This is a genomic window from Spirulina sp. 06S082, from assembly GCF_034932145.1.
GTDB lineage: Bacteria > Cyanobacteriota > Cyanobacteriia > Cyanobacteriales > Spirulinaceae > CCY15215.
The window spans coordinates 36,810-62,479 of the sequence record NZ_JAYGHV010000274.1 but is presented as its reverse complement, the minus strand read 5'-3'; the positions used below and the strand labels follow the sequence as shown (position 1 = coordinate 62,479).

The window sequence follows — 25,670 nt, the reverse complement described above, 5'->3', positions numbered from 1 at the left end:
CTGGATGAGATAAAAAATTAGCAATTTGGTTGCTATCTAAACCAAATTGCTCGAAACTGTGAAATAAATTTGCACCATTTCCTGAAAGAGTCCCTCCGGAAATATCAAAGCGATCGCCGTCGGCAGTAACTTTTGTGCCTGTATCTGAAGCGGACTGAATCGATGGAGCGCTGACGAAAGGCGCGTTTAATCCAGACAAGCACAGAGGTACTGTAATTGCTGAGAAAAGGCGCGTTTTTTCTAATTGCATTCTTTTGAGGAGGCCAAGGGACCATTATAAATAATAGCTTTACCCGCACCCCCCAAAACCGCGAACAATTCTACACTGTTGTTAAAGAGTAAATACACTTGAACAAAATTGTAAATTTTTGTTACGGTTTGGCGATGGATACGGGAGGTAAAGCTAGAAATGGTTCGATGCACCTTTTTATCTCCTCTTTTCGCTTACTGAGGGAGAGATTCAGAGGTCATGGGATTGAGAGGATGGGAACTGACAAATTCGACATCTGCAAATTGGCCGAGATTGACAGACTCTAAAAATTCTTGCCAGTCTTGGGCGATCGCAACATCTTGAGGGCGATCGCGGCGCTGATGAGCAAAAGAAGCGAGGGCTTCCTGCCAAATTCCAGCTTTAGCATAATCATCGGCATCTGGACTTTGAGCAACTTGTTGGGCGAGTTCGCTATTAGCGTCAAGGCGTTGGATATAGCCATCAACGAAGATGTTTCCGGCAGACGCTAAGGCAGAACCGCGATCGCACACCAAAGAAACCACCCAGTGATATCTCATTCCTTCTTTGAGGGCGTATTCTTCTTCTTGGGGCAAGCTGACGCTCATAATCCCTGCGGTTGCGGGGACAGCTAGTTCCGCTTGGTAAATCGGATTGTCCTTTTCATCGCTGAGAATAAATTCAACACTTTGCGCTTTGGTTTCCTCTGGAACGTACCAGAAAAACTCGGGATGAGACTGCACGGTTAGAGGCATGACTTCTTCGTTGTTAGCCAGCTTCAGGTTGTGGGGAGTCAAAAGCGTTAAAGATTTTCCAGCATTAGTTTCAGTATTAGAAGGAGCGAAACAGCCCCGAGTTCCACCGCCAGCAGTGGAATCGGGAGCGCCGAAATCCGTCAAATTATCGGCGTTAAAGGGGGCGGCGATCGCGTTTTGGGCCAGCATAACCGTGGGGGCTGCGGTGGCTAAGGCCGCAAAAACCGCCAGTGTTTTTACGAGATGAGTTTTCATAGTCTAGACTCCATCTAGATAGATATACTTTTAATTTAGCAGAAACCAGAAAAATCTTTACTAGATAAATCTACTAAGTTTTCTAATTTTTTCCGGAAGAATTTAACTTGAATCTATTTTCCTCTAGAGGCAAATTTAATCCCATTTTTAACCCCATTTTTAATCCCATTGATGACAATGAGATAATGAAGGCGATAATGAAAGGGTGACACCCCAATAGCAACGACAAAACATTCCATTCCGATCGGACGAACAGCAAACAGGGAGACGAAAATGCCAGCGAAAATACTGGTCGTAGACGATGAACCAACCATGCAACTCCTGATCCGCAAGGCTTTCAGGAAGCGCATCCGCCAAGGAGAACTCGAGTTTGCGTTTGCCAATAATGGACTAGAAGCCCTGGAAACATTGGCAGCCGATCCCGATATAGACGCGATCCTCAGCGATATCAATATGCCCAAGATGGATGGGTTGACTTTACTGGAGCGGGTTTCCCAACTGAAACGCCCGACCCTCAAAACGGTCATTATTTCTGCTTACGGGGATATGACGAGTATCAGAACGGCGATGAATCGAGGGGCGTTTGACTTTTTAACTAAGCCGATTAACTTTGAAGATCTGGAAATTACCATTAACAAAACTTTAGATCATGTCAGCCAAATCAAAGAGGCGATCCAAGAAAAGAAACGAGCAGAAGAGGCACGAGAGGAATTATCCAGACAAAAGGCTTTGCGAGAAAGCGAACGACGTTTGATTCAGGTTCTCGAGGCGGTACCTGTGGGGGTTTTTGTCGTTGATGCGACGGGAGAGGCTTACTATACCAATCATGCAGCCAAATCTATTTTAAGCGGAGAAACCCATGCTGAGGGTTCCGCCCCTCGGCCAGAGGAAGAGAAAAGTGAAGCTAGTCATCTTCAAGGTCTAAAACAGATTTATAGCGCTCAAACCCAAGAATGCTATCCCGAAGAGCGACATCCGTTAATGTTGGCTTTGGCGGGGGAAAGTATCACTGTTGATGATGTTGAGTTGCATCAGGGGGAGCAAGAGATTCCTTTGGAGATTGCGGCGACTCCGATTTATGATGAAGCGGGGGCAATCGTTTACGCGATCGCAGCATTTCAAGATATTACCGAACGCAAGCGGATTGAAAAGTTATGGGCAGATTACAATAAACTTCTGGAAACGCGGGTAGTGCGGACGACCAAGGAACTCGACAAAAGCGAAGCCACTAACCGCGCAATTCTCAAGGCGATTCCCGATTTACTGTTGCAGATGAACCGGGCAGGGGTTTGTTTAAGCGCGATCGCCCCTGATAATGTCAGCAATATTCTCGCGATCGATCGCCACAGCATCGGTTGCCCGTTGGACAAGTTTTTACCCCCCGAATTGGCCCAAAGCTATTTGAGTTATGTGCATCGCGCCCTAGAAACAGGGGATTTGCAGATTTTTGAATTTCTTGTTCCCCAAGATGGCGAGCAACGTTACGCTGAAGCGAGAATCGTTGTTAGTGGCGAGAATGAAGTATTGGCGATCGTGCGGGATATTAGCGATCGCAAGAAAGCCGAAACCGCCCTGAAGACCGCCAAGGATGCTGCCGAAGCAGCTAACCGAGCGAAAAGCACCTTCTTGGCCAGTATGAGTCATGAATTAAGAACCCCCCTCAATGCTATTTTAGGGTTTAGTCAGTTACTGGCGGGCAATGATTCCCTCACGAAAGAACAGCGCGAAAGCCTCGAAATCATTAATCGCAGTGGCGAACACTTATTAACTCTGATTAATGATATCCTCTCGGTTTCCAAAATTGAAGCAGGACGCATGACCCTCAATGAAGAAGCCTGCAATTTACATCATCTGCTCAATTCCCTGCACGATATGCTGCAATTAAAGTCACAGAGCAAACAATTAACCCTCGCTTTTGAGCGTTCCCCCGCTCTCCCGGAATATGTGAAAATTGATAAAGGCAAGTTACGACAAGTTCTCACTAATTTGATTGGCAATGCGATTAAGTTTACCGAATCTGGCGGCGCGATCGTGCGTGCCGATGCAAAACCTATCGATCCCCAAAAACCCGAAGAACAAACCCTGGTCTTTTCTGTGGAAGATACGGGACCCGGCATTGATGAGACGGAATTAGCAACTTTATTTGAACCCTTCGTCCAAACTCGCATCGGTCGCCAATCTATGGAAGGGACTGGTTTGGGACTATCCATCAGTCGAGAGTTCGTGCGCTTGATGGGGGGGGATATCACTGTAGATACGGAATGGGGACGAGGCTCCACCTTTACCTTTGAGATCAAAGTGCGGGCAGCCAACACGGGAGAACGCAGAAAATCTCAGGATAACCGCCGTATTATGGGATTCTCTGTACCTCCCGATGGTGATATCTACCGCATTTTAATCGTGGAAGATATGGTGGTAAATCGTCAGCTTTTAAGGGGTATTCTGCAACCCCTTGGTTTTGAGGTTTCCGAGGCAACGAATGGTCGAGAGGCGATCGCGCTTTGGGAAACTTGGCAACCTCACTTAATTTTAATGGATATTCAAATGCCTGTAATGAGCGGTTATGAAGCGATCGAGAAGATTCGCCAGAGGGAAGGGGAGAATATAGGCGATCGCCCTCCCGTTCCCATTATTGCCCTAACCGCCAGCGCTTTGATTGAAGATCGACAAAAACTGCTCGATCTGGGGGGAAGTGATTTTGTTACGAAGCCTTTTCGTCAGGATAATTTGTTAGAGAAATTGTCTGAGTATTTAGGAATTAATTATCTTTATGAAGAAAGCGAGAGCAATAGCAAAGAAAATTCCCTAGAGACAGCGATCCCCATGTTAGAGGCAGAGGATTTGCAAGGAATGCCGTTAGAATGGTTAGAGCAGTTATACGATGCCGCCCTTTCTGTGGATAATGAAATCTTGTTAGAGTTAATCGAACACATTCCCCCCCAGCGAGAGAAATTAATCGCCAGTTTAACTAATCTTGTTAATAATTTCCGCGTTGATATTATTTTTGAGTTAGCGCGAGGAGAACTCGATAAACAGGGGGTTTCCCTTGTCAATGAAGAATAAACATGAGCAACGAACAATTATCAATGAATAATAATCAATCCGCCACCAGTAATACTGAACTTTCTCAAGAAGCCGCCCAAACTTTGTTATTAAAACTTCGGCGCAAGGAGGGAAATTGGGTAGACTGGGGAAAAATCTGCCAGCAATTACAAAAAGCGGGTTATACTGCCCAAACTATTTTTGAGGAAACGGGAATTGAGGGCAAATACCAAAATTTAACGATTGTGGCGGCACAAGTCTTTGAGAGTATTTGCACGGAAGGAGCATCGGAAGCGATCCAAAACTATTTCCAAGGACCCCGAAGCGATGTTCTCTACGAATTCCGCATTCTTAACCACAAACAGCGCTTTGCTGCCGCAGAGTTAGCGATGGATAAAAGCCTTGATGTGGATGAGGCGCACGAGGTGGCCAAGGCTATACAAAATTTCTCTTGTTATTCTACGCCGCCGCAAGGGTTTACGGCTGCCCCTGGGGATGCTGTAGCCTATCAATGTTGGAAAGTAGCACGGGGCAAGAAGGATTTACAAGAGCGATCGCGTCTCATCGCCAGAGGCTTAAAGTTTGCCCATTCTGTCACGGCACGGCAACAAATTGAAGGACTCTTGAGCGATTTTACTGTTGTATCGGTAGAACGCGCTCCTTTGCTTCCGGTTTATCGATTGGAGGAGGAGGAACAGTTGGCTCGCATTATCCCTGTTGCTGGAACCTTACCGCTTAAATTAGCTGATTTACAAGCGGTTTCTCCTCTTGAAGAAGTGCAACCTTTTCGCCTCGTCCAATTTTCGGAAGAGGTCACTTGTATTCCTATACCGGGATGGCAGGCAGTTTTAAAGGCAAAAGATCCCGTGGCAATTTTTGGCAAAAGTGGGGAATTACCCAATTATTCCTTGAGTAAATCCGAAGATGTGGCGATCGTTGTCGATCGGCGATCGCGTCAATGGGATGCTAATACTTATTTTCTGGTTAATAATAATGGCGAGGTAGAAATTCAGTGGTTTCCCGAAGCGCCCGATCGCGAAATTTTAGGTCAGATTGTAGTTATTCTACGCCCAAAACGAATTTTAGATGAAAACAATATTATTGAACCTTGGCAAATGGACGATTGACGGTAGGGGTTTGGTCTCCAAACCCTTTTTTTGCGGTTCACCAAACCCTTTTCTTGCGGTTCACCAAACCCTTTTTTTGTGGCACTTATAAAAAAATCAACTTTGTACAGAAAACTCTTCAGGATCGATATCCCAATTAACCCAGGCGATCGCCTCTCTCGCAGAAGTCATACTCGGCGGAACCCGCAGCGCATGACAGTAATTCGTACTGGGACAAATCATTTTTAATAAATAAATTGGCTCAATGTCAATCTTTGAATTAATTCTTAACAAACTATATTCTCGCCACTCATCCATTTTTTCTGCGTTTAATTCAAGGCACAGTCTTTCGTAACCAATCCCTTGTAATAAAACGCGCCGTAGTTCTATATTGTCTTCTGATAATAACCAGTCAGCTTGCCATTGAGAGGGAAATAGTTTGCCATATTTTTCGGGCAACTTGACACCATGATAAGCATAAGTAGAAAACCCATCGCTAAACTGAACCGCAGGTTTTCCTTCTCCATGTAAGCGATACTCCTCATCAATAGAGAGAATGCGAGGGCGATCGAGAATTAATAGCATTTTGTCATAACAGCCAAACCAGATACATTCTTGAACTAAAGATTGAAACAATAACCATGTTTCCGGATTGTGACGACAATTTAATACTGAAATACAATAGTCATATAAACTGGCACGAGCAAAGGGACTACCTAAATCAATAAATCTGAGCTTAGGTGTTTTTTGTAGCGTTTCTGGTTCTGTTGTTACTAATTCCCAAAATCGAGCCGTTTCCTTAAAATGATGTAAAGAGAGTTTTAACCAAAGATGCTGGGCAATTTGACTCTGTAATTGCCGTTCCAGCCGATCCCATAACATAAGTAAACGAAAGCCCCAGGTTTTTTGAGTGGGTTGTAAATAATAGGAAAGACTAACAGGACTATCGCAAAAAATTAGATTAGGAAAAGGCTTTTTCAAGGCATCGCAGGTGGCTTGAATTGTATTTTTGATTTGGACGCGATCGCAGGGAGTGACAGAGAGGGCAATTTTACGCCATTTTTCTTGATAGGTGGTAATTTGCGCCGCTTGTTCGGGGGTCAGGTCATAGATCGGGTCAATGTCTCTAATTTGTACATTATCTTTCCATATTTCTATGATTTCGAGTAAATTCATGATCGAGTTTTTAATCCTAGGGAATTACTGCCAACTTTTCCAAATCAAGGTTATTAGCACAGGGTCGATTTGCTTCAAAGTCATTGAGGTTGATCAGGGTTGTGTGAGCAATTTCTGTCATCGCTTCCCGCGTGAAAAAGGCTTGATGTCCGGTAATTAAAACATTGGGAAATGTGAGTAAACGTCCGAAGTCGTCATCTTGCATCACTACATCAGACAAGTCCTCAAAAAACAGTTTTTGTTCCTTTTCGTAGACATCCATACCCAAATAGCCAACCTGTTCTGATTTTAAGCCACGAATTACCGCTTGGGTGTCGATTAAACCTCCTCGGCTGGTATTAATTAACATTACGCCTTTTTTCATGCAGGCGATCGCGCGATCGTCAATGATGTGATGAGTGGAGGGTAAAAGAGGACAGTGAAGCGTGATAATATCCGCTACGGAGAGGGCTTTTTCAAGCGAGAGATATTCCATGCCCAACGCGATACAATCGGGGTTTTCATAAACATCGTAACCCACTAAATGACAACCAAAAGCATTGAGCAAGTTGGCGGTTAAGGCACCTATTTTGCCCGTACCGATAACTGCGGCAGTGCGATCGCGCATATCAAATCCTAACATTCCTGACAAGGCAAAATTACCGTTTCTGACTCGGTTGTAAGCGCGGTGAATGCGACGATTTAAAGCTAACATTAAACCGATGGTATGTTCGGCAACAGCATAGGGAGAATAGGCAGGAACTCGCGTTATAGTGAAACCCAATTCTCTAGCAATAGTGAGGTCAATATTATTGTATCCCGCACAACGCAAGGCAATTAAGCGGGTATCTCCCTCGGAGAGAGTCAGCAGAGTTGCTGCGTTTAGATTATCGTTGACGAAAACACACACCGCCGGAAATTCTCGCGCGAGAGGGGCAGTTTCTCGGTTGAGAGGAGTCTCGAAAAAAACAAATTCGTGCTTTCCGTCGCAGTTAGCGGCTTCAAAAAACTGGCGATCGTAGGGTTTGGTACTGAAAATAGCAACGCGCATAGTTTTTACTGAATGGGGAACAAATAGCAATTCTATCGGGATATTGTACAAGGTTTAAGTTCTGCGCGGCGCTTCTTTTGAGAATTTTTCAATATTTCCCAAACTCACTACTATTGTGCCACAATCTTGTAAGTATTCAAATCCTGCTCTGAAATCTGTGAAGCTGCAACCAAAATGACTGCCACTTTTAATCAACTCCCAAAGTAGATTGCGACTTTCTAATTCTTGGCTCTATAACATGGGGATCGACACTATAGAATGCGGCAGCTTTTGACATATCAAACTGAATAAAGTGTTTTTCTCGAAAACTTATAAACTGTTTGGGTTGAAAGGGAGATATACCGAGAGCTTTAATAATTTGTGAAGCGACAGATTTAGCCAGTAAAGGAGGAACAGAATTGCCAATTTGCCTACATCCATGCCATTTTGTGACATGAAAACGATACCAATCTGGATAAGAATGCAAGCGAGCAGCTTCTCTTACTGTAATACATCGAGGTGTAAAAGGATGAATGGGTCGAGGAGATGTATGCGCCCCCCGACTGCTGGGAGTTCCTGCTCTAAGGGTATTACAAATTCCTTCGGGATCGAGTTTCAAAAACCTGCTAATTTTCTCGGTTTCGCCCTGTTTTGTTTTCTCAAATCTATCGATTGATTTTTGCGTATGTCTGGTTCTCAAACTTGATGTTAATATTCTTGCATCATATTTACGATTGTATGAATAATCATTATATCTTTATTATCTTTTTGCAATGCTCTGAGTTTTTCTGCATAGGGACTTGGTTTGCCAAATTTTCCTTTTACCCAATCTCTTTTATACAATTCGGGGTATCTTTCAACTTCTGGTAAATCTCCGATCGCATCCCAAACAGTGGGAGTATGAGGAAGATTGAGATCGGGGAATAATTTTGAGAGGGATTTCCCTTTACGGGGTTTGGTTATTGGCTGGGGATATTCGGGTAATTCTAAGCCTTTTCGACACCCAATTAAAAATAATCTCTCTCGGCTTTGAGGTACGCCAAAAAACGCAGCGTTAAGAACTTGATAATCTTCTTTAACATCATAATCACATTCTTTAAATGAGGCAATAATTTCTAAGAGAATTTGCTTAGATTGACCAACAGTTAGCCCCGCCACATTTTCCATCACAAAATATTTCGGTTTTAATTCATTAATAATCCGTAAAAAATGAAATACCAGTGAATTTCTAGGATCTTCAAGCACTCGCTTCCCCATTAATGAAAATCCCTGACAAGGAGGACCGCCAAAAATAACGTCTATATCTCGCTTTTTTATAAATGGATAGCTTCTAATTTCCTCTCCCGTTAATTCGACTACACTTTTACAAAGAACCTCCCAAAAGGGAAAATTAAATTGATGAATAGCACAGTGAATGGGATCGATTTCAACGGATAGCAGAACATCAAATCCAGCTTGTTCAAAACCGAGTGTCATTCCTCCCGCCCCTGCAAACAAATCGATCGCAATAGGACGTTCTGGTTCTTGAATAATCATTTTGTTTATCTCGCCTATATCTATCTCAGAAATCCCTAGAGAGCAAGCGTATCATTATTTTTAGCAATTGTCAATTTAGAGATTAATTAAAATTAATCTTGCCTTCTGTCATAGATAGGGCGTAAACTGAGGAGAGTTAATGCTGGCAATCTCAAACATTTACAGTTTGTAATTTTACAGTTTACAATAAGAGAAGAAAGCGTGAAATTCTTATTTATTATCGACCCCATTTCCCTCCTCATTCCCGGTCACGATAGCACCGTGGCGATGATGGAAAGCGCACAACAATTGGGACATGAGGTCTGGATAACAGAAGTCAATCGCCTTAGTATCATTGCTGGACAAGCCTGGGGCTTTCTACAATCTGTCAGCCTAACACCTGTTGAGCAGAAAGGCGATCGCTGGGTGGCAAAGGAACAATGGTATCACCTTGGAGAAGGGAGTTTGCAGCCCCTAGAAACAATGGATGCTGTCTTGATGCGGAAAGACCCTCCCGTGACAATTCCCTATCTTTATGTTACGCAAATTCTCGATCTTATCGATCCCGTAAAAACCTTGGTGGTTAATCGTCCCAGAGGATTACAGGCTGCTAATGAGAAATTATATACTCTAAATTTCCCTTCGGTAATGCCCGAAACTATTGTTTCTCAAGATAAACAAGTGATTTTAGAGGTTGTCGGTAAAAAAGGAGCCGGGGTTTTAAAGCCTTTAGATGGGAAAGGAGGAGAGGGGATTTTGTTTTTGCAAGAAGGCGATCGCAATCTTAATTCTCTGATTGAAATTAGCACGCATTGGGGACAAGAACCGGTGATGATTCAGGAATATTTACCCGCCGCTTCTGAGGGAGATAAGCGTATTATTGTCTTAGAGGGAGAACCCATTGGTGCAGTTAATCGCATTCCTGTGGGGAAAGAATTTCGGGGGAATATGGCGGTCGGAGGACGAGTCGCAAAAACAGAAATTACCGATCGCGATCGCCAGATTTGTCGTGTAGTTGCACCTAAATTAAAAGAAGATGGTTTATATTTTGTGGGTTTAGATATTATTGGTGGCTATTTAACAGAAGTCAATGTCACCAGTCCCACGGGAATCCGAGAAATCGATCTTCTCGATAATGTTTCTTTAGGAAAACAAGTAATTAAATGGATTGTTTCTGTTATAATCTGAAATATATATATTCTTGATAATTGTTCATTGTCCAACAGCTTTCACTCGGACATCTAGGGCAAAATCCGTAGATTCTGCCGCGATAATATCAATTTTATAATCCCCCGATCGCGGCGCTTCAATTTGCCATAAAACAACCTTTTCGGCCTCTTCCATCAATTGACCATTGGGATAGTAAATATTCATGGTGGCGCGACCAGACTGCATTTCGGCGGATAATGTTTGTCCCTTTTCCACAAACACCAAATAACGCTTGATGCGATCGGGAGAAGTTGTTCCAAATAGTTGCGTTTTAGACCCTTCAATATTGGGAGAAACTTCCACAGGTTCCACATCATAGCGGGGTTGTTGTGTTTGGGGAGTAGGAGATGGTTTAGGAGTTGGAGTTGGAGTAGGAGATGGTTTAGGAGTTGGAGTCGTTTCGGGTGTTGGAGTGGGGGATGGTTCAGGATCGGGGCGATCGGGGTTGTTAAGCAGCAAGGTTAGTCGATAGCGGTAATTATCTTGAGGGACATTGGGAATCGCTGCAAGTTCGATCGCGTACTTTCCTGTTTTCGGAAATGTTCCTTCCCAACTCTGCACATTAGTCGTTTCCTGACTTAAGTTCTCTCCTTGAGAGTCGAGTATAGTCATCCAAACGCCACCGCTTCTGGCGATCGCCTCCAAGGTTTGCCCTTCTTCCGCCGAAAAATTGTAGCGAATGCGGTCTTCTTTTTTCTCTAAAGCCGATCGGTCTGTAAAAGTTTTGCCCACAACGAGATCGATGTTTCGTTCGGAAATACTAGGAGGTGTAGGGGTGGGTGTGGGAGTAGGCGAGGGTGTAGGGGTGGGAGACGGGGAGGTTGTGGGCATGGGGGAAGAGGGAGTAGGAAAAGAGGTTTCCTCCTCCATTTGGGGCGATCGCGAGTCGATCCACCAATTCACCAAACTCCAAGACCCTAACCCCGCCACAAAACTAATAATCAGAGTCATCCCCAAAAATAACAGAGGATCGAAGCGACCTTTTTGCGCGGTGGGAACCGAAGGAACCTGGGTGGAAATATTAGTTCGAGGGGAAGTCGTCGGAGAAGTTCCTCCCACGGCGATAGTCGCCATTTGGGAAAGTTCTGCGGGAGGGGGCTGGGTGGGAACAAAATCGCCCTGTAATGCTTGTAGGACAGCTTGTGCCGAGGGATAGCGATCGCCAGGTCGCTGACTCAACATCTTTTCTAGAATCGTCCCCAAAGGGTCGCTAATTTGCAGCCAGGGTTGCCAATTCCAAGCTAATTTTTCTTGATCGAATAAATCCCTCGGTTCCCGCCCTGTCATTAACACCACGATTGTTGCGGCCAAACTATAGAGATCGCTACTGGGATAGGCTTCTCCCCGTTGAAATTGTTCGTTAGGGGAATAGCCGATTTTGCCCACCACCGTCGCCCCCTCGGGACGGTGGGGAGATTGAATCTGGGTGACTAATTCTTTCACCACGCCAAAATCGATCAACACGGGCAAATCATCACTTTCCCGCACAATAATATTTTCTGGGGAAATATCTCGATGAATAATACCCTCGCCGTGGAGATAGTCCAAAACTGGTAGAATTTGCTGCAATAATCGCCATCCCTCAGCTTCGGAAAAGAGTACCCCCTCCGCCAAACGCGATCGCAACGATTCCCGCAAAGTTTTCCCTTCAATGTAATCCTGCACCAAAAACCAACTACCCTCCTCCTCAAAAGTGGCGCGAAATTGAGGGATTTGGGGGTGTCGCAGTTTGTAAAGAGTCGCTGCTTCTCGTTGAAAGAGTTGTCGCGACTTGGCGAGGATTTCCGGAGAATTGCGATCGGGGATAATTTCTTTTAAAGCGCACAATTCATTAAAACGCCCCGTATCTTCAGCGAGATAGGTGCTGCCAAACCCCCCTCGACCCAAAATTTTGTTGAGGCGGTAACGTTGATTTAAGAGTTTATTTGGCGTGAATGACATGGGTATGCGATATGGGGAAGTTTTCTGGGGTGTATCTCAGTTTTGTAAAAACAGCGAGCAAGATGCCCGCACTACCTCCATTATCAGGTAGTGGGAGCGTCTCGCTCCCTAGCTGCGTAAGTCCTCCCTAGCTGCGTAAGTCCTAGGAATTTACGGACATTTCTCTTTCAATTTTGCATCCTTACGTCCAATTTAGGATGAAAATTAACACTAATTTCTGGGTGACACAATGGGAATTCTCGGTAATCTAGAGGTTTTTCCTTCAAATTCCCCAACACGATCTTCACTTTTTCATCTTTATCCTATCTTTAATAAACTTTCGTTTTTCTTCATCAAAATAAATTCTCTCATAGCATAATCTGGATGGTAAGATCGCGATGAAATGAGGTTCGAGAATTTGCCCGTGAGCCGTATTGCAACTGTTAATCTCCAGACAATGCTGACCCCCCTTTCCGATAATAATCGCCTTCGGCTATTTTCGGGTTCAGCAAACATTCCCCTCGCGCAAGAAATTGCTCGTTATTTGGGAATGGATTTAGGACCGATGATCCGCAAGCGCTTTGCTGATGGAGAACTCTACGTCCAAATTCAAGAATCGATTCGAGGGTGCGATGTCTACTTAATTCAACCCTGTAGTTATCCGGTTAACGATCATTTAATGGAATTATTGATCGTGATCGATGCCTGTCGTCGGGCTTCCGCCAGACAAATTACGGCGGTGATTCCCTATTATTCTTATGCTAGGGCCGATCGCAAAACCGCCGGACGAGAATCCATTGCTGCGAAACTGGTGGCGAATTTGGTGACGGAAGCCGGTGCCGATCGCGTTTTGGCGATGGACTTACATTCCGCTCAAATTCAAGGCTATTTTGATATTCCTTTCGATCATGTTTATGGTTCTCCGGTGCTATTAAAGTATCTGCGAAGTAAAAATTTACACGATTTAGTCGTTGTTTCTCCCGATGTTGGCGGAGTTGCTAGGGCGAGGGCATTTGCTAAGAAGTTAAATGATGCTCCTCTTGCCATTATTGACAAGCGCCGCCAAGCTCACAATGTTGCCGAGGTTATGAATGTGATCGGCGATGTGAGAGGAAAAACGGCGGTTTTGGTCGATGATATGATCGATACTGCGGGGACAATTACCGAAGGTGCGAAATTTTTACGGGAAGAAGGGGCGCGTCAGGTTTATGCTTGTGCAACTCATGCTGTCTTTTCTCCTCCGGCGATCGAGCGTCTTTCGAGTGGTGTATTAGAGGAGGTTATTGTCACTAACACCATTCCTGTTCCTGATTCTAAACAATTCAAACAGTTAACAGTCCTTTCCGTAGCGAATTTGATTGGCGAAACTATTTGGCGCATTCACGAAGATAGTTCCGTAAGTAGTATGTTTCGCTAGTTTAAATCTTCAGGAATATTTATCAATTAGAGTTAGTATGGAGGGTTCACATTACAGCCCTCTTTTTTCAATGTTATATTTCTCAAAAAAAAAGGGGAGATTGACACTTATCCTTTAAATATTTACATTTCCTCATAATACTTAGAATACCACAACCAATAATAATGAGAGATTATATCTTTATAATGCGCGATCGCTTCTTCTCCATACTCCAATTGCATCACTTTTAATAAAGCAGATAAAGAAGCATCTTCACCGCGATCGATTAATTTCCAAACTGAATGATAAACTGTAATCGGCAGAATTTTCACCCGTGCCAAACGATGATATTCTTCCATCGAAGGGGGTTTAAATTTCCATTGCCAGCCTTTAGATTGACTTTCAATGTTTAAAATGACCCCTTCTTGACGATATAAACCCAGATTGGGATCGTTTTCTTGTTCTTGTTTGTTGGTTAATTGTTGGGCAAGATATTGTAGTTCTTCTATCGTTAATTTTGAGGCTTTTACTCGCACTAATTCTTCAACAATGGGAAGATCGGCAGATTTTGCAATTTGTTTGACCAGTCGCCACGGTTGAATCCCATTTCGTCCTTTAATAACAGTATGTAAGGAAAAAGAAAGATCGCGATCGTACTGTACCGTATGCGGATTTTCTCTACCCCATAGTTCAAAAACTAAAGCTGCATTTTGCTGACAACAAACCGTAGAAATGCGTTCTTTTAAATCGGGAGTGACAACGCGATCGACTAAATCTTGTAGCGCCCTCCATTTGGTATTTCTAATAATAATCATGCCCCGAGTGCGCGGAAAAACAATAGTTTCACCATCCGGCAATTGCAAAGGTGAAAAAATAAGTGCAGTTCCATCTACTTTCTGAGTAAAAGAAGCCGCGATCGGTTTTCTCGGTAACACAAAAGAACGTCCCAGCGATCGAGAATAAGGAATTTCTGGCATTCCCGATAAAAATTGTTGCGTGGGAACATCGTTAATATTAGTAATTTCCACTTCTCCGGGATATGTTCCCCGTTTTAAGTGAATTCGACCTTTTAAAGTATAGGATTTTTCGTTATGTTTGAGGGAAGCCTTAAAGTCTCGCCATTGTATTTTTTTCATGCTTCTCCCTCCTCTATATTTTGTTAATAACTCTTAATTTAAAATACATTATACTACAAAATGTATTGTTTGTCCTCCAATACTTGCAGAAAGCGGATACAAACGCAATATGATGGATATATACTGCGCGATCGCATTATTGTATTCATACCAAATCCAGTTACCGCAGACCCTATTTACGGATATCCTTACGGATATCCTAAAACCCTGTAGCGACGTTGCATACAACGTCGCTACAGAAGAATTTTTACATCCCACATTCCGCACTTCATTCTGAAGTACGGAAAATTACATAAACAACAAAGAGAAAAACTGCTCCGAAACTAGTTGAAGAAAATAGAGAAAGCATCTTCAAGTCTTTACCTGACTGTGTGAGAGGATAAAGAAGAAAAATGAGCAGCACAAAGTAGAGAAGCAATAGCTCTCTAAAGTCAAGGAATAAGATTTTCTAATGTTTGCTTTTGTATTTATTAAGATGCAGAAGATAGATAATATCTGTAACAAGATGAAGGCAAAAATTCTAGAATAAACTTGCGTTCTTCTGTTAAATTGACAATTTTTTTGTCACCATTTAAAGTCAATAAATGAATTCCTTGAAAGCATTGAAATATCCATCTTAAGCTAGGAATATTGGTCAGTTTACCAACTTGATTTTTCAGTTTGTTGTCGGATTCTTTTAAGTTTTTTCTGAGTTGTCTTTGTCCCAAATTATAAACCAACAAACATAAAGACATTAAAAAGAGTGTTGTTTCAAGCCTTTCTGGTTTTTTAACAAATAAACTATCCGCAAAGAATAAAGGATCTTTAAGAAAGCCAAATCCTCTTTCGCAAGATTGTTGCTTTTTATATATTTTTAGAATTTCTACTGGGGTTTTCTGATTTTCAGATCCTACTAAATTCGTGGCTAAGATAAATCTTCCTGCTTGTTTTTGTCTTTTCTCTATTTCTTCAGTTTTGAGTTTTTCTCTCATCTCTAGTTTATAAATAGTCTTATCATCTTTTATTTTCTCCAAATTGAGTTGAATCTCTTCCTTGAGTTGTTATTAAATCTAATACACATTGTTTTAAATCTGGTCTGTGATCGCGGGAATATCCTTTACTTATATATATCGGTCTATCTTTTTTCATTTCTTCTTCTTGAGGTTTTTCACTTTCATATTCTCCATGTAAATGGAATGAAGTGGAATCTAAGTGTGAATATTGCGTTTCTATTTTAAACTTATTGACCGCTAATGAAGCAATTTCTAGAAATAGATTACTTAATCCATATTTATATAAACCATCCATTACTCTGCCTATTTTATCATCATTCAGATAACTACTTCTTACTCCTTTTCCTAACAATTTTTCTACTTCTTTATCTTGAAAAAATTGACTAAATAAATATAATGGTCGAGATATAAATCCCAATCCATTGAGAATTATTGCTTTTACCACCTGTCCAGATGTTATCTTTTCTCGGCAATCTATTTTGAGTTTTTCGTTGACTTTTCTGACGATTTCTAGTTCATCTACTATCCCTGCAATGATCCCTAAATGATCTATATTTTTGATTTCTATTTCTTCCATTTTTTATTTTTCCTTTTGATAAGTTTCTCTAATTATCCCATTTGGACTCAGTTTTTGAACTAAGTATTTTTACTTACTTTTGGTTTTTCAATTCTGTAGTCTCTTGTGCTACATTTTAAAGTGCGGAATGTGGGTTATACAATTTTCTTCCTAGCGCCCTTGCCCATTCTCCTAGGTATACTGATTTTTCCGGGTTTTTCTGGGTTTTCACAAGTTTTTCACATTTATTGGTTAGACTACTCTCAACAATGTTAAAAAAAGTAACGAAAAAATATGTCTACCACTACTGCAACCTTAGTCAAACTCTATAAAACTATTCTTAACCTCCATCAAAAGCAAGCCACTGGGATATTTACCCTCACCTCGGGCAAAAAACAATGGCAGTTCTTTTTTAATCAAGGTCAAATCGCCTACGTTGTCGATCGCCAATTCCGAGTCCGTCGCTGGAAACGCGCGGTTAGAGAGCAAAATGGTCTCATGGAAACGAACTTTCTCCCGACAGCCAACCGCGATCCCTGGGAATATTACTATCTCCTCCAAGAAGTCAGCCAGCAAAAACTAAGTCCCGCCAAAGTTAGAATTATTATTCAAACTGTTTTGCGAGAAAGTTTGTTTGCGATCGCCGCCGAGAGAGAAATTAAAGGACAATGGCAATCAGGTTGGAAACTGGCAAAAATAGCGAAACCCGAACTCTCCTTACCCGCAAATGTGCTTAAGCCTCTCTTCAGCGAAATTCAACAACTCAAAGCCGACTGGCAAACCTTGGGTTTAAATCCCCAGTATGCCGATCGCGCCCCCAATTTGCAACTTTCAGAAGACCTATTGCAATCGAGTAGTGCCAGCTTACTAAACTTGAAACCGCTACTTAACGGCAAGCGTAGCTTTTGGGATCTTGCCGCCACCATGAAACAATCCTTTACAGCAGTTATTCGGCTTTTGCGCTACTACATCCAACAAAAAGCGATCGCTTGGAGTGCGATCGCAGATTTACCCACCCCCTTCAAAACCGTAGCGACTCCCACCCCCAAAGACCTTTCCTCCTGTCCCCTCGTTGCTTGCGTTGATGATAGCCCCCACGTCTGCTTTCAGATGGAAGAATTGTTAGAACACCTCGGCTATCGCTGTCTTAGCATAAACGACCCCGTGCAAGCACTTCCCGAACTGATGCAGCACAAACCCGACTTTATTCTCATGGATTTAGTCATGCCCGTGATGAATGGCTACGAACTCTGTTCTCATTTGCGCCGCGTCCCTTCCCTGCAAGAGACACCAACCGTTTTAATGACCGGTAGTAATAATATCGTCGATCGCGTCCGAGGCAAAATGGTAGGTGCTAACGATCTCCTTCTCAAACCCATCGAAAGAGAACAACTCAAGGAACTGCTCAAAAAATATCTAAACCCCGCTAACCCTCAGTCTACCAAGAATCCCGTCGGTAATTCCCGAGAGCTTGCCACACCTACAATGAATTTAGGTCAGTATAATTACCAACCTGCAATGGCAATCACCTAATCTCCATTCATTCTCTCTACTCATTTCAAACTGCGCGGATCGAGAGCATCCCGTAAACCGTCCCCCAAAAGATTGAACGCCAATACTGTTAAAATAACCAACACGGACGGCGACCAAATCAACCAAGGTTGCAATACTAAAATTGAAGCATTCGTCGCAACCGAGAGTAAATTTCCCCAAGAAGGGTCCGGTTGTTGAATACCCAAACCAATCAGACTGAGAACAGATTCCGCAACAATAAAACTGGGAATTGATAATGTCGCAGAGATCGCAATATAAGTAGCAGTTTGGGGCAGAATATGACGGACAATAATATAGAAAGGACTCGCCCCGATCGCCCGCGCTGCATCGACAAACTCTCGTTCCTTGAGGGAAAGAACTTGACCGCGAATCACCCGCGCCAGTCCCGCCCAACTGACAAAAGAAGTAATTACAACAATCAAGAGAAAGCGTTGAGAACTTGTCAGTCCAGAAGGTAAAACCGCCGCCAGCGCCACTAATAAGTAAATCGTGGGAATGGTCATTAAAACTTCCACAAAACGCATTAAAACCGCATCCAACCAACCGCCAAAATAACCGGAAATTCCCCCGACCAACATTCCGAGGGGAAAAGAAATTGCAATTCCCACCAAACCAATGCTTAAACTAATTCTACCCCCAAATAAGAGGCGGCTAAATTGATCTCTGGCCTGTTCGTCAGTGCCTAAAATATTAATTTTACCTTCCCCCACTGCCCCAAATAGATGAATATCCATTGGAATACCAGGAAAAACAGTGGTTTCGGCAAACTTCGGCGGTAACGGTAACTTAATTTGGAAGAGATTGTAGGGAACTCCTCGAACAAAAAGACCCAGAGGAGAGGGCTGGGAAAAATCAACTAAAAGTTCGCGATCGCCAGTTTCAAGATCCGTCGGCCCCTGAGTTGTCGGGTAAACATGAGGACCGATAAATTCTCCCGCTTGATTTTGCCAGTAAATTTGTGTTGGCGGTAAAAGAGAGCCATCGAGTTGAGACTCATAAGGATTATAAGGGGCAATAAAATCAGCAAAAATTGCCGTAAGATAAAAAATAAGAAGCAAGATTGCTCCAAAACGAGCAAGGGGGTTTTTTCTAAGTTTGCGCCACCAATCCATATTTCACTCACTAATAAACAATTAATTTAAGAAGGGATTTGCGTTTGTGACTGTCCGATTCTATGTTCGTGTTCCACCACAAAAACATTAGAATAGAGATTAGCGAGAATTTGTTGACCCTTTTGGGTCAAAGAAAGATACTGGAGAGCATCTTGAATATAAGGATACACCGCATCCCAATAGAATTTAGCATAATTGCGCCGCAAGTCTCCAGGATTTTTGAATCCCATCATTTGATTGGCCCCAGTTTCTTCAAATTCATAAAATAGAGCGCTAATTTTCCTTAAGTAACGGGGATCGCTGAGTTGACCGATGAGATCGGAAGAGCGAATTAAACCAGGATAATTAACTGTATTTTTACCATCTTTTTGACTGGGGACAGGAAAGCGAGTTAATTCAATACTGCGTTTAATTAATTCTGCATCGATCAAGAGATGGCCGCCAAAGCGTTCGTCAATAAAGAGTTTACCTCGATCTACATGATAGGGGGTAAGGGAGGCATCAGAATAGGCGGAGGAAATATGAACCATTTCTCCATTTTTCCCAGTCGCGTAGAGTCGTTCTTTCTCATTATCCTGACGACAAACGCCCTTAACATAACCGATATCGTGGGAGACGAGAGCAATAATAACGTGCAGCCAATCTTCGCAGGAAACTCCCCCCTCGCGAATATGTTTTCCGCGCAGGACTTCTTGACCCACGAGAGTGACTAGAATCGAATGTTCGACATTGTGGTACAAGGCATCGCTATTGGCAATATTTTCCATTGCCATGCTACCCGCCCAAGCAATAATATCTGCGTAATCTGGCTTTAAACCACCATAAGTGCGGCGATAGCCTTCCCGCAATCTCCGAACAAATTCATCGACCAGAATTTCCGTAGCGTTAAACACGATCTATCCACCAAAAATCTATTTTTAAAAATAGTATAATCTTGAGTCTGATTCTTACTTTATCTTTTAACTCTAACAAAGAAAGTTCGAGAACAGGAGAAACCTAGATTTCTGCGGTTTTTTCCGTTTCTTCTTGTTTTTCGAGTTCTTCCTCTTCTGGACTGGGGGAACTTTGGGGAGGTTCTGCGATCGCCTCCTCTGTCTCTATTTCTGGATCGGGTTGCTGGGGCGATCGCGAACTTTCATCTAAAGAATTTTCGGGTTCGGGGCTGGACTCTACAATATTTTCAGGTTCGGGGATCGGTTTTGGAGTAATTTGTGCTGATTCTATAACAGGAACGATACGGCGAATGGGAAGATTAGCAATCAGAGCCGTCATGCCATCATCACTTTCTAAAGAAAATTCGGAAGAGTCTGTATCGATATCCACATAACGGGCGACAACCTGCAATATTTCTTGTCGCATGGCCTCGATCCGTTCTGCACTCAAACCCGAGCGATCGTGGGCGATAACTAGCTTTAAGCGTTGTTTGGCCGTGAAACTGGAACTCACGGTCTTACTACCGAAAAGTTTTCCGAGAAGTTCGCTTAACATAACCCAGAATTGTTTAAAAATCGACACGATCTGTTTGATAGTTGATAGTTGATAGTTGATAGTTGATAGGTAAGTAGTTGATAGTTGATAGTTGATAGTTGATAGCGGGGAGGAAATGGGTGAGGGGTGAATATTTTTTAGTTGATAGTTGATAGCGGGGAAAACTTTTTAATTGTGAAAAAAGCGGCGGATGCGATTGAAAAGGGTGTTATGGGCTGCCATGAGGTCGAGAAAGGGGACTTCTTCACCATCTAAACGCCTGGCAATATTTTGAAAGGCGATCGCCGGGAGAGTCATATTGGTGTCCATAACGACGGGTTCTCCTTTGTTACTGGCGATGATAATCCGTTCGTCATCGGGGATGATACCGATGGGGGGAATCGCTAAAATTTCGAGTACATCCTCGACGCTCATCATATCGTTCAATTGCACCATTTCCGGTCGGATGCGGTTGACAATTAACTTGATGTCTTTAATGTCATTGGCTTCGAGTAATCCGATCGCGCGATCGGCATCTCTAACGGCGGTGACTTCTGGGGTGGTGACGATAATGGCTTCATTGGCGGCGGCGATCGCATTACGAAAACCCAGTTCGATCCCGGCGGGACAGTCGATTAAAACATACTCAAAGGATTCGGCGATCGCGCCGATTAATTTTTCCATCTGTTCCGGGGTGACGGCTTCTTTATTGCGGCTTTGGGCGGCGGGAAGCAAGGCCAGTCCGGGTTGGCGCTTATCTTTGACGAGTGCCTGTTCTAAGCGACAATCACCGGCGATCGCATCAATGGCGGTATAAACGACGCGATTTTCTAAACCTAAGAGTAAATCTAAGTTTCTTAAGCCAAAGTCCGCATCGACTAAGGCAATTTTGCGACCTCGTTGGGCGATCGCGCTGCCAAGATTGGCGGTAATAGTGGTTTTGCCAACGCCTCCTTTACCGGAGGTAATAACAATAATACGACTCATATTCAGTTATTCGTTATTAAAGGTTTAGGGGTTTAGGAGAAAGAATCAACCCAGCTTTCGAGATTTATGACGAAAGAATGGGTCTTAAAGAAATTTACCGCCCGAGCGAGGCGAATACCAGAGGGGGTCATATAAGCAATTTCTGGATAATAGCCTTCGGGGGGACTTTCCGGGGGACGGGCGATCGCTTCACCAATTCGCAGTTGAGTGGCTTCCATTTGTAGGGCGAGAATTTGACAGGTATAGTTTCCTTGAGATCCGGCATGGGCAATGCCGCGCAAGCGACCCAAAATGAGAATATCTCCGGCGGCGATCAAGGTGCTACCTGGATTAGTATCCCCTAAAACGACAATGGTGCCGGGATGTTGCACTTCCGATCCCGATCGCACGGTGGATTTAATATACATGGGCGGGGACCAGTTTTCGGCGGAGGAGTCGGCGACTTGTTGCAGATCGACGGCCATGGCATGGGTCTGTTGGTCTACGGAATAACCCGCAGTGGCTGCTGCAACGGCAGTTTGACGGCGACTGGTTTTCACGCGCTGCAAGTCCAGATTGGCTTTAGCGAGGGCTTCGGCAATGGTTTGCAGTTGGCGGGTATCGAGGAGTTGATCGGCGGCGATGAGTTCGATGGGGGTGCCAGGTTGCCAAAACTGTTCTCCGGCGTTGAGGCGATGTTTGAGTTGTTCCCAAATCTCCGTCCAGTGTGCCTTAACGGGCAGTTTCTGGGTTGTCGGGAAAATGAGGTGGAGTTTGCCTTTATGTTTGACCAGACGAACTTGCGATCGCGGGTTAACCAGAGCAATATCGCCTTCTTTTTTGGTTGGGGAGGGGGATTTTTGGGGGTCTGGCGCTTTTTCGGCCTCGGTTTCCAGGGAAAGTTCGTCGAGGTCGGTATCTTTAGGGGAAATGGGGTTCTCGGAATCGTCACTCATAGGGGATCCATCGGCATCGCTCGATCGCCATCCTACCGCAAAGTAGGGGTTTGGTCACCAAACCCTCTTCTATTATTTTGCTCGTTTTCTAGCTGTTTCTCGAATCGTCACGCGATCGCTAGATTCTCCTCTAATATCCCATCAGGAATTAAAACAGAATTAAAATAGAATTAAAACAGAATTAAAACAGGGTTTGGAGACCAAACCCCTACGGGGTTTAAAATAAACTTAATTGAATGCTATTATTTTGCTCATTTTCTGGCTGTTTTTCTAATCGTCGCGCGATCGCAAGATTTTCCTCTATTCCATCAGGAATTAAAACAGGGTTTAACCATTGCGAGAATACAGCTAAACGGCCATCATCGGGAAGCACTACTTTATAAACGCGAGTGCGAGTTGTACGCTTAATTTTTTTATCTTGACTCCGTTTTCCTTCGCATTTAATACATTTTACCCCATAGCCAATCTGTTCGAGAAAGCGACGCATAATTAAAACTGGACTGGCATTTTTCGCAATACCAATACCCAGAACTGTTTTAATAAAGGCACGATTATCAATTGCAATTTTTTGCATTGCTTTGAGATCGGAATCGCTATTTCTTAATTCGCGATCGGGATCGTCTAAAAGTACGGAAAGTCCTAATACTTCCATTGTGCCAATTTTAGCGCCTAATTGAGAACGATTAAAGTCTGGAGCGAAAATTTTTCCTTCTCCTTGTGCGAGAAGTTGTTTCGCTTTGGCTGCATCGCGATCGGCTAAATATTGTCGTCCGACGGTGAGAAAATAATGCAAGCGCAATTGAGCATACCAGCCATTATCATCTTTGACCACTAAATCTGGCGTAATGTCAATACTATAACGCTGAAAAAGTTCATATTTCCGCAATTTTCGCCGTTGAGGATAGGTTTTCACCAATTGTTTTTTGAGGATTTGATATTCGCGATCGCTAATATCAGCAGCCAAAGCGATCGCCTCGCATTCTTCTTGATAATTGCGATCGCGCACTTCGGCGATCGCAGCTTTCAACCCATCAATTTCTTTTTTCTCTTGCTTTTTCTCTTTTTCTCCTCTTTTCTTTTTCTTCTCTTCTTCTTTCTCCTCAACAATATGTCCTTCTGCTAATAATGCGGTCAAAATTGTTTTACGATACTCCAGCATGGCAACATTAAAACGCACAGCAAACTTGGCCCAACAGAGCAAAGATTCTGCCTGAAATCCTGTTTCTAGGTCATCTAAGGCAGCAAAATCCGATTGCTGGAGTAATCTAACATTGAGTTGAGTTAAGCGCTGTCCAGAGCCTAATAGGGCAGGAATTGAAGTGGAACCATTGCCCACTTGATTGAAGCCAAAAGGGGCGATCCAGAGATAGCGGGGAACATTTTCGCGAATACGTCCGATCGCCTGACGAACGGAGTTTTCGGATTGAATTCCTTGGGCGATCGCCCATACGGAAGTAAAGTGACCTCTTAAATCAATGCTCACTCCAGTTTCAATGGAAGGACTCGCCAGAACAATATCGTATTCACTTAAAAAACCATCCAAGTCATTCATGCAGCCATAGGAGGCATGAGTGGGATCGACAAGGGATTCTGAATCAATCCGCAAAATTTTAGACTTCGGGAACTTCTCTTTTAAATATGCCTCTAAATTGCGAGTTCCCCATTGACTTTTCAATTTTTGAGCAGAGAGACAGACAAATGGTTTCCCCCCATCCGCAATATGTGCTTCTAAATCTCTCACAAGGCGATCGGGGGCTTCGTCAGGATAATGGTACACTTCCCAAGCATTATCGCGATCGGGTTGCCAATCATTTTGAATAATAAAAGGCTGTAAATTAACTCCAGCTAAAGAAATCAAATAATCTAAAGAAACATCAGTTAAATCCGCATCAGCAACATAAACTTGTCCCTCTCCACCTAAAACATTTTGCATTAATGTTTTTAAAGATTTGAGAATAGAAACGCGATTACCTTGACAAGTTTTTGAGTTGAGTCCATGCCAAAGAACTTGCTCTACTTCATCAATAATTACTATTCCATCTTGCCAGTTTGCCGCATTAAATTTTCCTTGAGAATTGGGATGTAGGGAATCTATACATAAACCATAACCCAAGATTCCTTTCGATTCATCGTCCCGAACTTCTGTAATATAATTTAAGCCAAAACGTTTACATAAAGATTCCACTAAACGCACGCGATGACCGATCGCTAATACCCATTTTTTTTCGGCGATCGCCTGTTTAACAATACTTTCCAAAAATTGTGTTTTCCCTGTCCCTTTAGGTGATTTAATACCAATTAAACGCGCTTGTTTAGGAATAGTTAATTCATCAAGATAACGGCAGTTAAATTGATAATGGGCAGGATAAGTAAGTTGATTAAAAGCAACTGCTTTCCATGTTTCCAAGGTTGGGGCAATTTCGTAAGCGCGATCGAAAGTTTCTAATCCTTTGTGAGAGATAAGATCGTCAACACCTTTACCCCAGTCTGGATGCCAAGTTATAACTTTTACTTCACACTTTTGTTGAGACAATAAGTATCCTGTTTGACGAATGGCTGCATTAACTGCTTTAACTGTGTTGGGTTTAGTGTCGCGATCGAAGACAATATAAATCGGGCGCTTATTTTGGGCTAGTTTTTGGAGTTGGGGAATAAGTCTTGCTTTGCCAATGCGTTGGCGTAGCCTCTCCGAAGGAGAATCGCCGAATTCGTTGCGGGGGACGCGATAACCCCCATTGACTCCAGGCAGCGCGATCGCGGCATAACCCGCAGTCAACAAGGCACCTGCTTTTTTTGCCCCCTCCGTAATACATAAAGGAATCTGAGGATATTTCATCAACCACTGCCAAAAACCAGCGTCGGGTTGTTCTGTGTCGATATCTTCCGATAAAATAGGCTGATTATAGCGTTCTGATATACTCTTCCAAAGGTGCTGAGGTACTTTAAGCGCAAAAACTCCTGTAGAAGTTTGCGGCGGATGTTCGTACTTAATCGGTTTGTGACGTTCTAAGCTCACTCTGGGAGAAATGGGTTTAAAGCACCCCCAGAGGTCATTATCTCCCGTCAAAATATCGATCCCCGAACACCACCAACCCCCATCTTCAAGGTGCTGATAGCGTTCGAGGAGGGAGTTGCGAATGCGTCCATCATTCCGTCGAGGAATACTATCGGCATAAAACAGATAGTCGTAGGGGCGATCGCCTTCTAAGGCTGTAACATTTAAGCGGGTGAGTTGTTCGTCCACGCAACTCTCTTGCCATTCTTGTAGATAATTCTGCACGACTTTCTAGTGTCTCCCTCTCGCTTGGTTTATCATCAT

The 25,670-nt window shown here is 43.3% G+C and carries 18 protein-coding genes and 2 pseudogenes; 5 read left to right on the top strand and 15 right to left on the bottom strand.

The window, feature by feature from the left end; translation table 11 throughout:
* The 3 genes from VB714_RS15820 to VB714_RS15810 form a co-directional block, all read right to left on the bottom strand.
* The coding region (locus tag VB714_RS15820; protein WP_323225607.1) for a hypothetical protein at positions 1 to 250 on the bottom strand (250 nt) is incomplete at its 3' end.
* The gene (locus tag VB714_RS15815; protein WP_323225606.1) at positions 241 to 423 is read right to left on the bottom strand and encodes a hypothetical protein; all 183 of its coding nucleotides are present in this window, start codon (positions 421 to 423) and stop codon (positions 241 to 243) included. The genes VB714_RS15820 and VB714_RS15815, both read right to left, overlap by 10 nt.
* Before the next feature lie 21 nt (positions 424 to 444).
* Positions 445 to 1,239, bottom strand: a complete 795-nt coding sequence (locus VB714_RS15810) for a DUF928 domain-containing protein (protein ID WP_323225605.1) — start codon at positions 1,237 to 1,239, stop codon at positions 445 to 447.
* 273 nt (positions 1,240 to 1,512) lie between these two features.
* Between VB714_RS15810 and VB714_RS15805 the strand changes: the two genes are divergently transcribed.
* Together VB714_RS15805 and VB714_RS15800 are read left to right on the top strand one after the other, a co-directional pair.
* Positions 1,513 to 4,302 (top strand): response regulator, encoded by a 2,790-nt coding sequence (locus VB714_RS15805; protein WP_323225604.1) that lies wholly within the window; start codon positions 1,513 to 1,515, stop codon positions 4,300 to 4,302.
* A gap of 2 nt (positions 4,303 to 4,304) precedes the next feature.
* Positions 4,305 to 5,408 carry a RuBisCO accumulation factor 1 gene (locus VB714_RS15800; RefSeq protein ID WP_323225603.1) on the top strand — a complete coding sequence of 368 codons (1,104 nt, stop codon included), beginning with the start codon at positions 4,305 to 4,307 and terminating at the stop codon, positions 5,406 to 5,408.
* A 96-nt stretch (positions 5,409 to 5,504) separates the two neighbouring features.
* Here VB714_RS15800 and VB714_RS15795 read toward each other — a convergent pair whose 3' ends face one another.
* The 3 genes and pseudogenes from VB714_RS15795 to VB714_RS27480 form a co-directional block, all read right to left on the bottom strand.
* Positions 5,505 to 6,563, bottom strand: a complete 1,059-nt coding sequence (locus VB714_RS15795) for a DUF6745 domain-containing protein (protein WP_323225602.1) — start codon at positions 6,561 to 6,563, stop codon at positions 5,505 to 5,507.
* A 16-nt stretch (positions 6,564 to 6,579) separates the two neighbouring features.
* Positions 6,580 to 7,593, bottom strand: a complete 1,014-nt coding sequence (locus VB714_RS15790) for a 2-hydroxyacid dehydrogenase (protein WP_323225601.1) — start codon at positions 7,591 to 7,593, stop codon at positions 6,580 to 6,582.
* A 187-nt stretch (positions 7,594 to 7,780) separates the two neighbouring features.
* Positions 7,781 to 9,108: pseudogene (locus VB714_RS27480) on the bottom strand (DNA cytosine methyltransferase).
* A gap of 201 nt (positions 9,109 to 9,309) precedes the next feature.
* Here VB714_RS27480 and gshB point away from each other — a divergent pair.
* Positions 9,310 to 10,275, top strand: coding sequence for a glutathione synthase (gene gshB / locus VB714_RS15775; protein ID WP_323225598.1), 966 nt, complete (start codon positions 9,310 to 9,312; stop codon positions 10,273 to 10,275).
* A gap of 24 nt (positions 10,276 to 10,299) precedes the next feature.
* Here the strand turns inward: gshB and VB714_RS15770 are convergent, their stop codons facing one another.
* Complete coding sequence (locus VB714_RS15770; RefSeq protein ID WP_323225597.1) at positions 10,300 to 12,237, bottom strand: serine/threonine-protein kinase; 1,938 nt, start codon at positions 12,235 to 12,237, stop codon at positions 10,300 to 10,302.
* A 436-nt stretch (positions 12,238 to 12,673) separates the two neighbouring features.
* On the opposite strand from VB714_RS15770, the gene VB714_RS15765 reads away from it, so the two are divergent.
* Positions 12,674 to 13,633 (top strand): ribose-phosphate pyrophosphokinase, encoded by a 960-nt coding sequence (locus tag VB714_RS15765; RefSeq protein WP_416309704.1) that lies wholly within the window; start codon positions 12,674 to 12,676, stop codon positions 13,631 to 13,633.
* Positions 13,634 to 13,755: 122 nt separating this feature from the next.
* Here the strand turns inward: VB714_RS15765 and VB714_RS15760 are convergent, their stop codons facing one another.
* Together VB714_RS15760 and VB714_RS15755 are read right to left on the bottom strand one after the other, a co-directional pair.
* Positions 13,756 to 14,748, bottom strand: a complete 993-nt coding sequence (locus VB714_RS15760; protein WP_323225595.1) for a hypothetical protein — start codon at positions 14,746 to 14,748, stop codon at positions 13,756 to 13,758.
* 470 nt (positions 14,749 to 15,218) lie between these two features.
* Positions 15,219 to 16,317 (bottom strand): annotated as a pseudogene (locus VB714_RS15755) (IS1634 family transposase).
* A 273-nt stretch (positions 16,318 to 16,590) separates the two neighbouring features.
* Here VB714_RS15755 and VB714_RS15750 point away from each other — a divergent pair.
* Positions 16,591 to 17,829: a response regulator gene (locus tag VB714_RS15750; protein ID WP_323225594.1), complete on the top strand. Its 1,239-nt coding sequence runs from the start codon at positions 16,591 to 16,593 to the stop codon at positions 17,827 to 17,829.
* 20 nt (positions 17,830 to 17,849) lie between these two features.
* Here the strand turns inward: VB714_RS15750 and VB714_RS15745 are convergent, their stop codons facing one another.
* The 6 genes from VB714_RS15745 to VB714_RS15720 form a co-directional block, all read right to left on the bottom strand.
* Complete coding sequence (locus tag VB714_RS15745) at positions 17,850 to 18,962, bottom strand: ABC transporter permease (RefSeq protein ID WP_323225593.1); 1,113 nt, start codon at positions 18,960 to 18,962, stop codon at positions 17,850 to 17,852.
* A gap of 26 nt (positions 18,963 to 18,988) precedes the next feature.
* On the bottom strand, positions 18,989 to 19,855 hold the full coding sequence (locus tag VB714_RS15740) for an Npun_R2479 family HD domain-containing metalloprotein (RefSeq protein WP_323225592.1): 867 nt from the start codon (positions 19,853 to 19,855) through the stop codon (positions 18,989 to 18,991).
* Between the two features lie 103 nt (positions 19,856 to 19,958).
* The gene (gene minE, locus VB714_RS15735) at positions 19,959 to 20,477 is read right to left on the bottom strand and encodes a cell division topological specificity factor MinE (protein WP_323225591.1); all 519 of its coding nucleotides are present in this window, start codon (positions 20,475 to 20,477) and stop codon (positions 19,959 to 19,961) included.
* Positions 20,478 to 20,618: 141 nt separating this feature from the next.
* Complete coding sequence (gene minD, locus VB714_RS15730; RefSeq protein WP_323225590.1) at positions 20,619 to 21,416, bottom strand: septum site-determining protein MinD; 798 nt, start codon at positions 21,414 to 21,416, stop codon at positions 20,619 to 20,621.
* A 32-nt stretch (positions 21,417 to 21,448) separates the two neighbouring features.
* Positions 21,449 to 22,351: a septum site-determining protein MinC gene (gene minC / locus VB714_RS15725; protein WP_323225589.1), complete on the bottom strand. Its 903-nt coding sequence runs from the start codon at positions 22,349 to 22,351 to the stop codon at positions 21,449 to 21,451.
* 217 nt (positions 22,352 to 22,568) lie between these two features.
* Positions 22,569 to 25,631, bottom strand: coding sequence for a plasmid replication protein, CyRepA1 family (locus VB714_RS15720; RefSeq protein WP_323225588.1), 3,063 nt, complete (start codon positions 25,629 to 25,631; stop codon positions 22,569 to 22,571).
* Positions 25,632 to 25,670: the final 39 nt, after the last annotated feature.

Excerpts from the sequence above, each read along its gene's own strand:
- VB714_RS15810 (WP_323225605.1), bottom strand. The coding sequence starts at position 1,239 with ATGAAAACTCATCTCGTAAAAACACTGGCGGTTTTTGCGGCCTTAGCC.
- VB714_RS15805 (WP_323225604.1), top strand. The coding sequence starts at position 1,513 with ATGCCAGCGAAAATACTGGTCGTAGACGATGAACCAACCATGCAACTC.
- VB714_RS15800 (WP_323225603.1), top strand. The coding sequence starts at position 4,305 with ATGAGCAACGAACAATTATCAATGAATAATAATCAATCCGCCACCAGT.
- VB714_RS15795 (WP_323225602.1), bottom strand. The coding sequence starts at position 6,563 with ATGAATTTACTCGAAATCATAGAAATATGGAAAGATAATGTACAAATT.
- VB714_RS15790 (WP_323225601.1), bottom strand. The coding sequence starts at position 7,593 with ATGCGCGTTGCTATTTTCAGTACCAAACCCTACGATCGCCAGTTTTTT.
- VB714_RS15770 (WP_323225597.1), bottom strand. The coding sequence starts at position 12,237 with ATGTCATTCACGCCAAATAAACTCTTAAATCAACGTTACCGCCTCAAC.
- VB714_RS15765 (WP_416309704.1), top strand. The coding sequence starts at position 12,674 with ATGCTGACCCCCCTTTCCGATAATAATCGCCTTCGGCTATTTTCGGGT.
- VB714_RS15760 (WP_323225595.1), bottom strand. The coding sequence starts at position 14,748 with ATGAAAAAAATACAATGGCGAGACTTTAAGGCTTCCCTCAAACATAAC.
- VB714_RS15750 (WP_323225594.1), top strand. The coding sequence starts at position 16,591 with ATGTCTACCACTACTGCAACCTTAGTCAAACTCTATAAAACTATTCTT.
- VB714_RS15745 (WP_323225593.1), bottom strand. The coding sequence starts at position 18,962 with ATGGATTGGTGGCGCAAACTTAGAAAAAACCCCCTTGCTCGTTTTGGA.
- minD (WP_323225590.1), bottom strand. The coding sequence starts at position 21,416 with ATGAGTCGTATTATTGTTATTACCTCCGGTAAAGGAGGCGTTGGCAAA.
- minC (WP_323225589.1), bottom strand. The coding sequence starts at position 22,351 with ATGAGTGACGATTCCGAGAACCCCATTTCCCCTAAAGATACCGACCTC.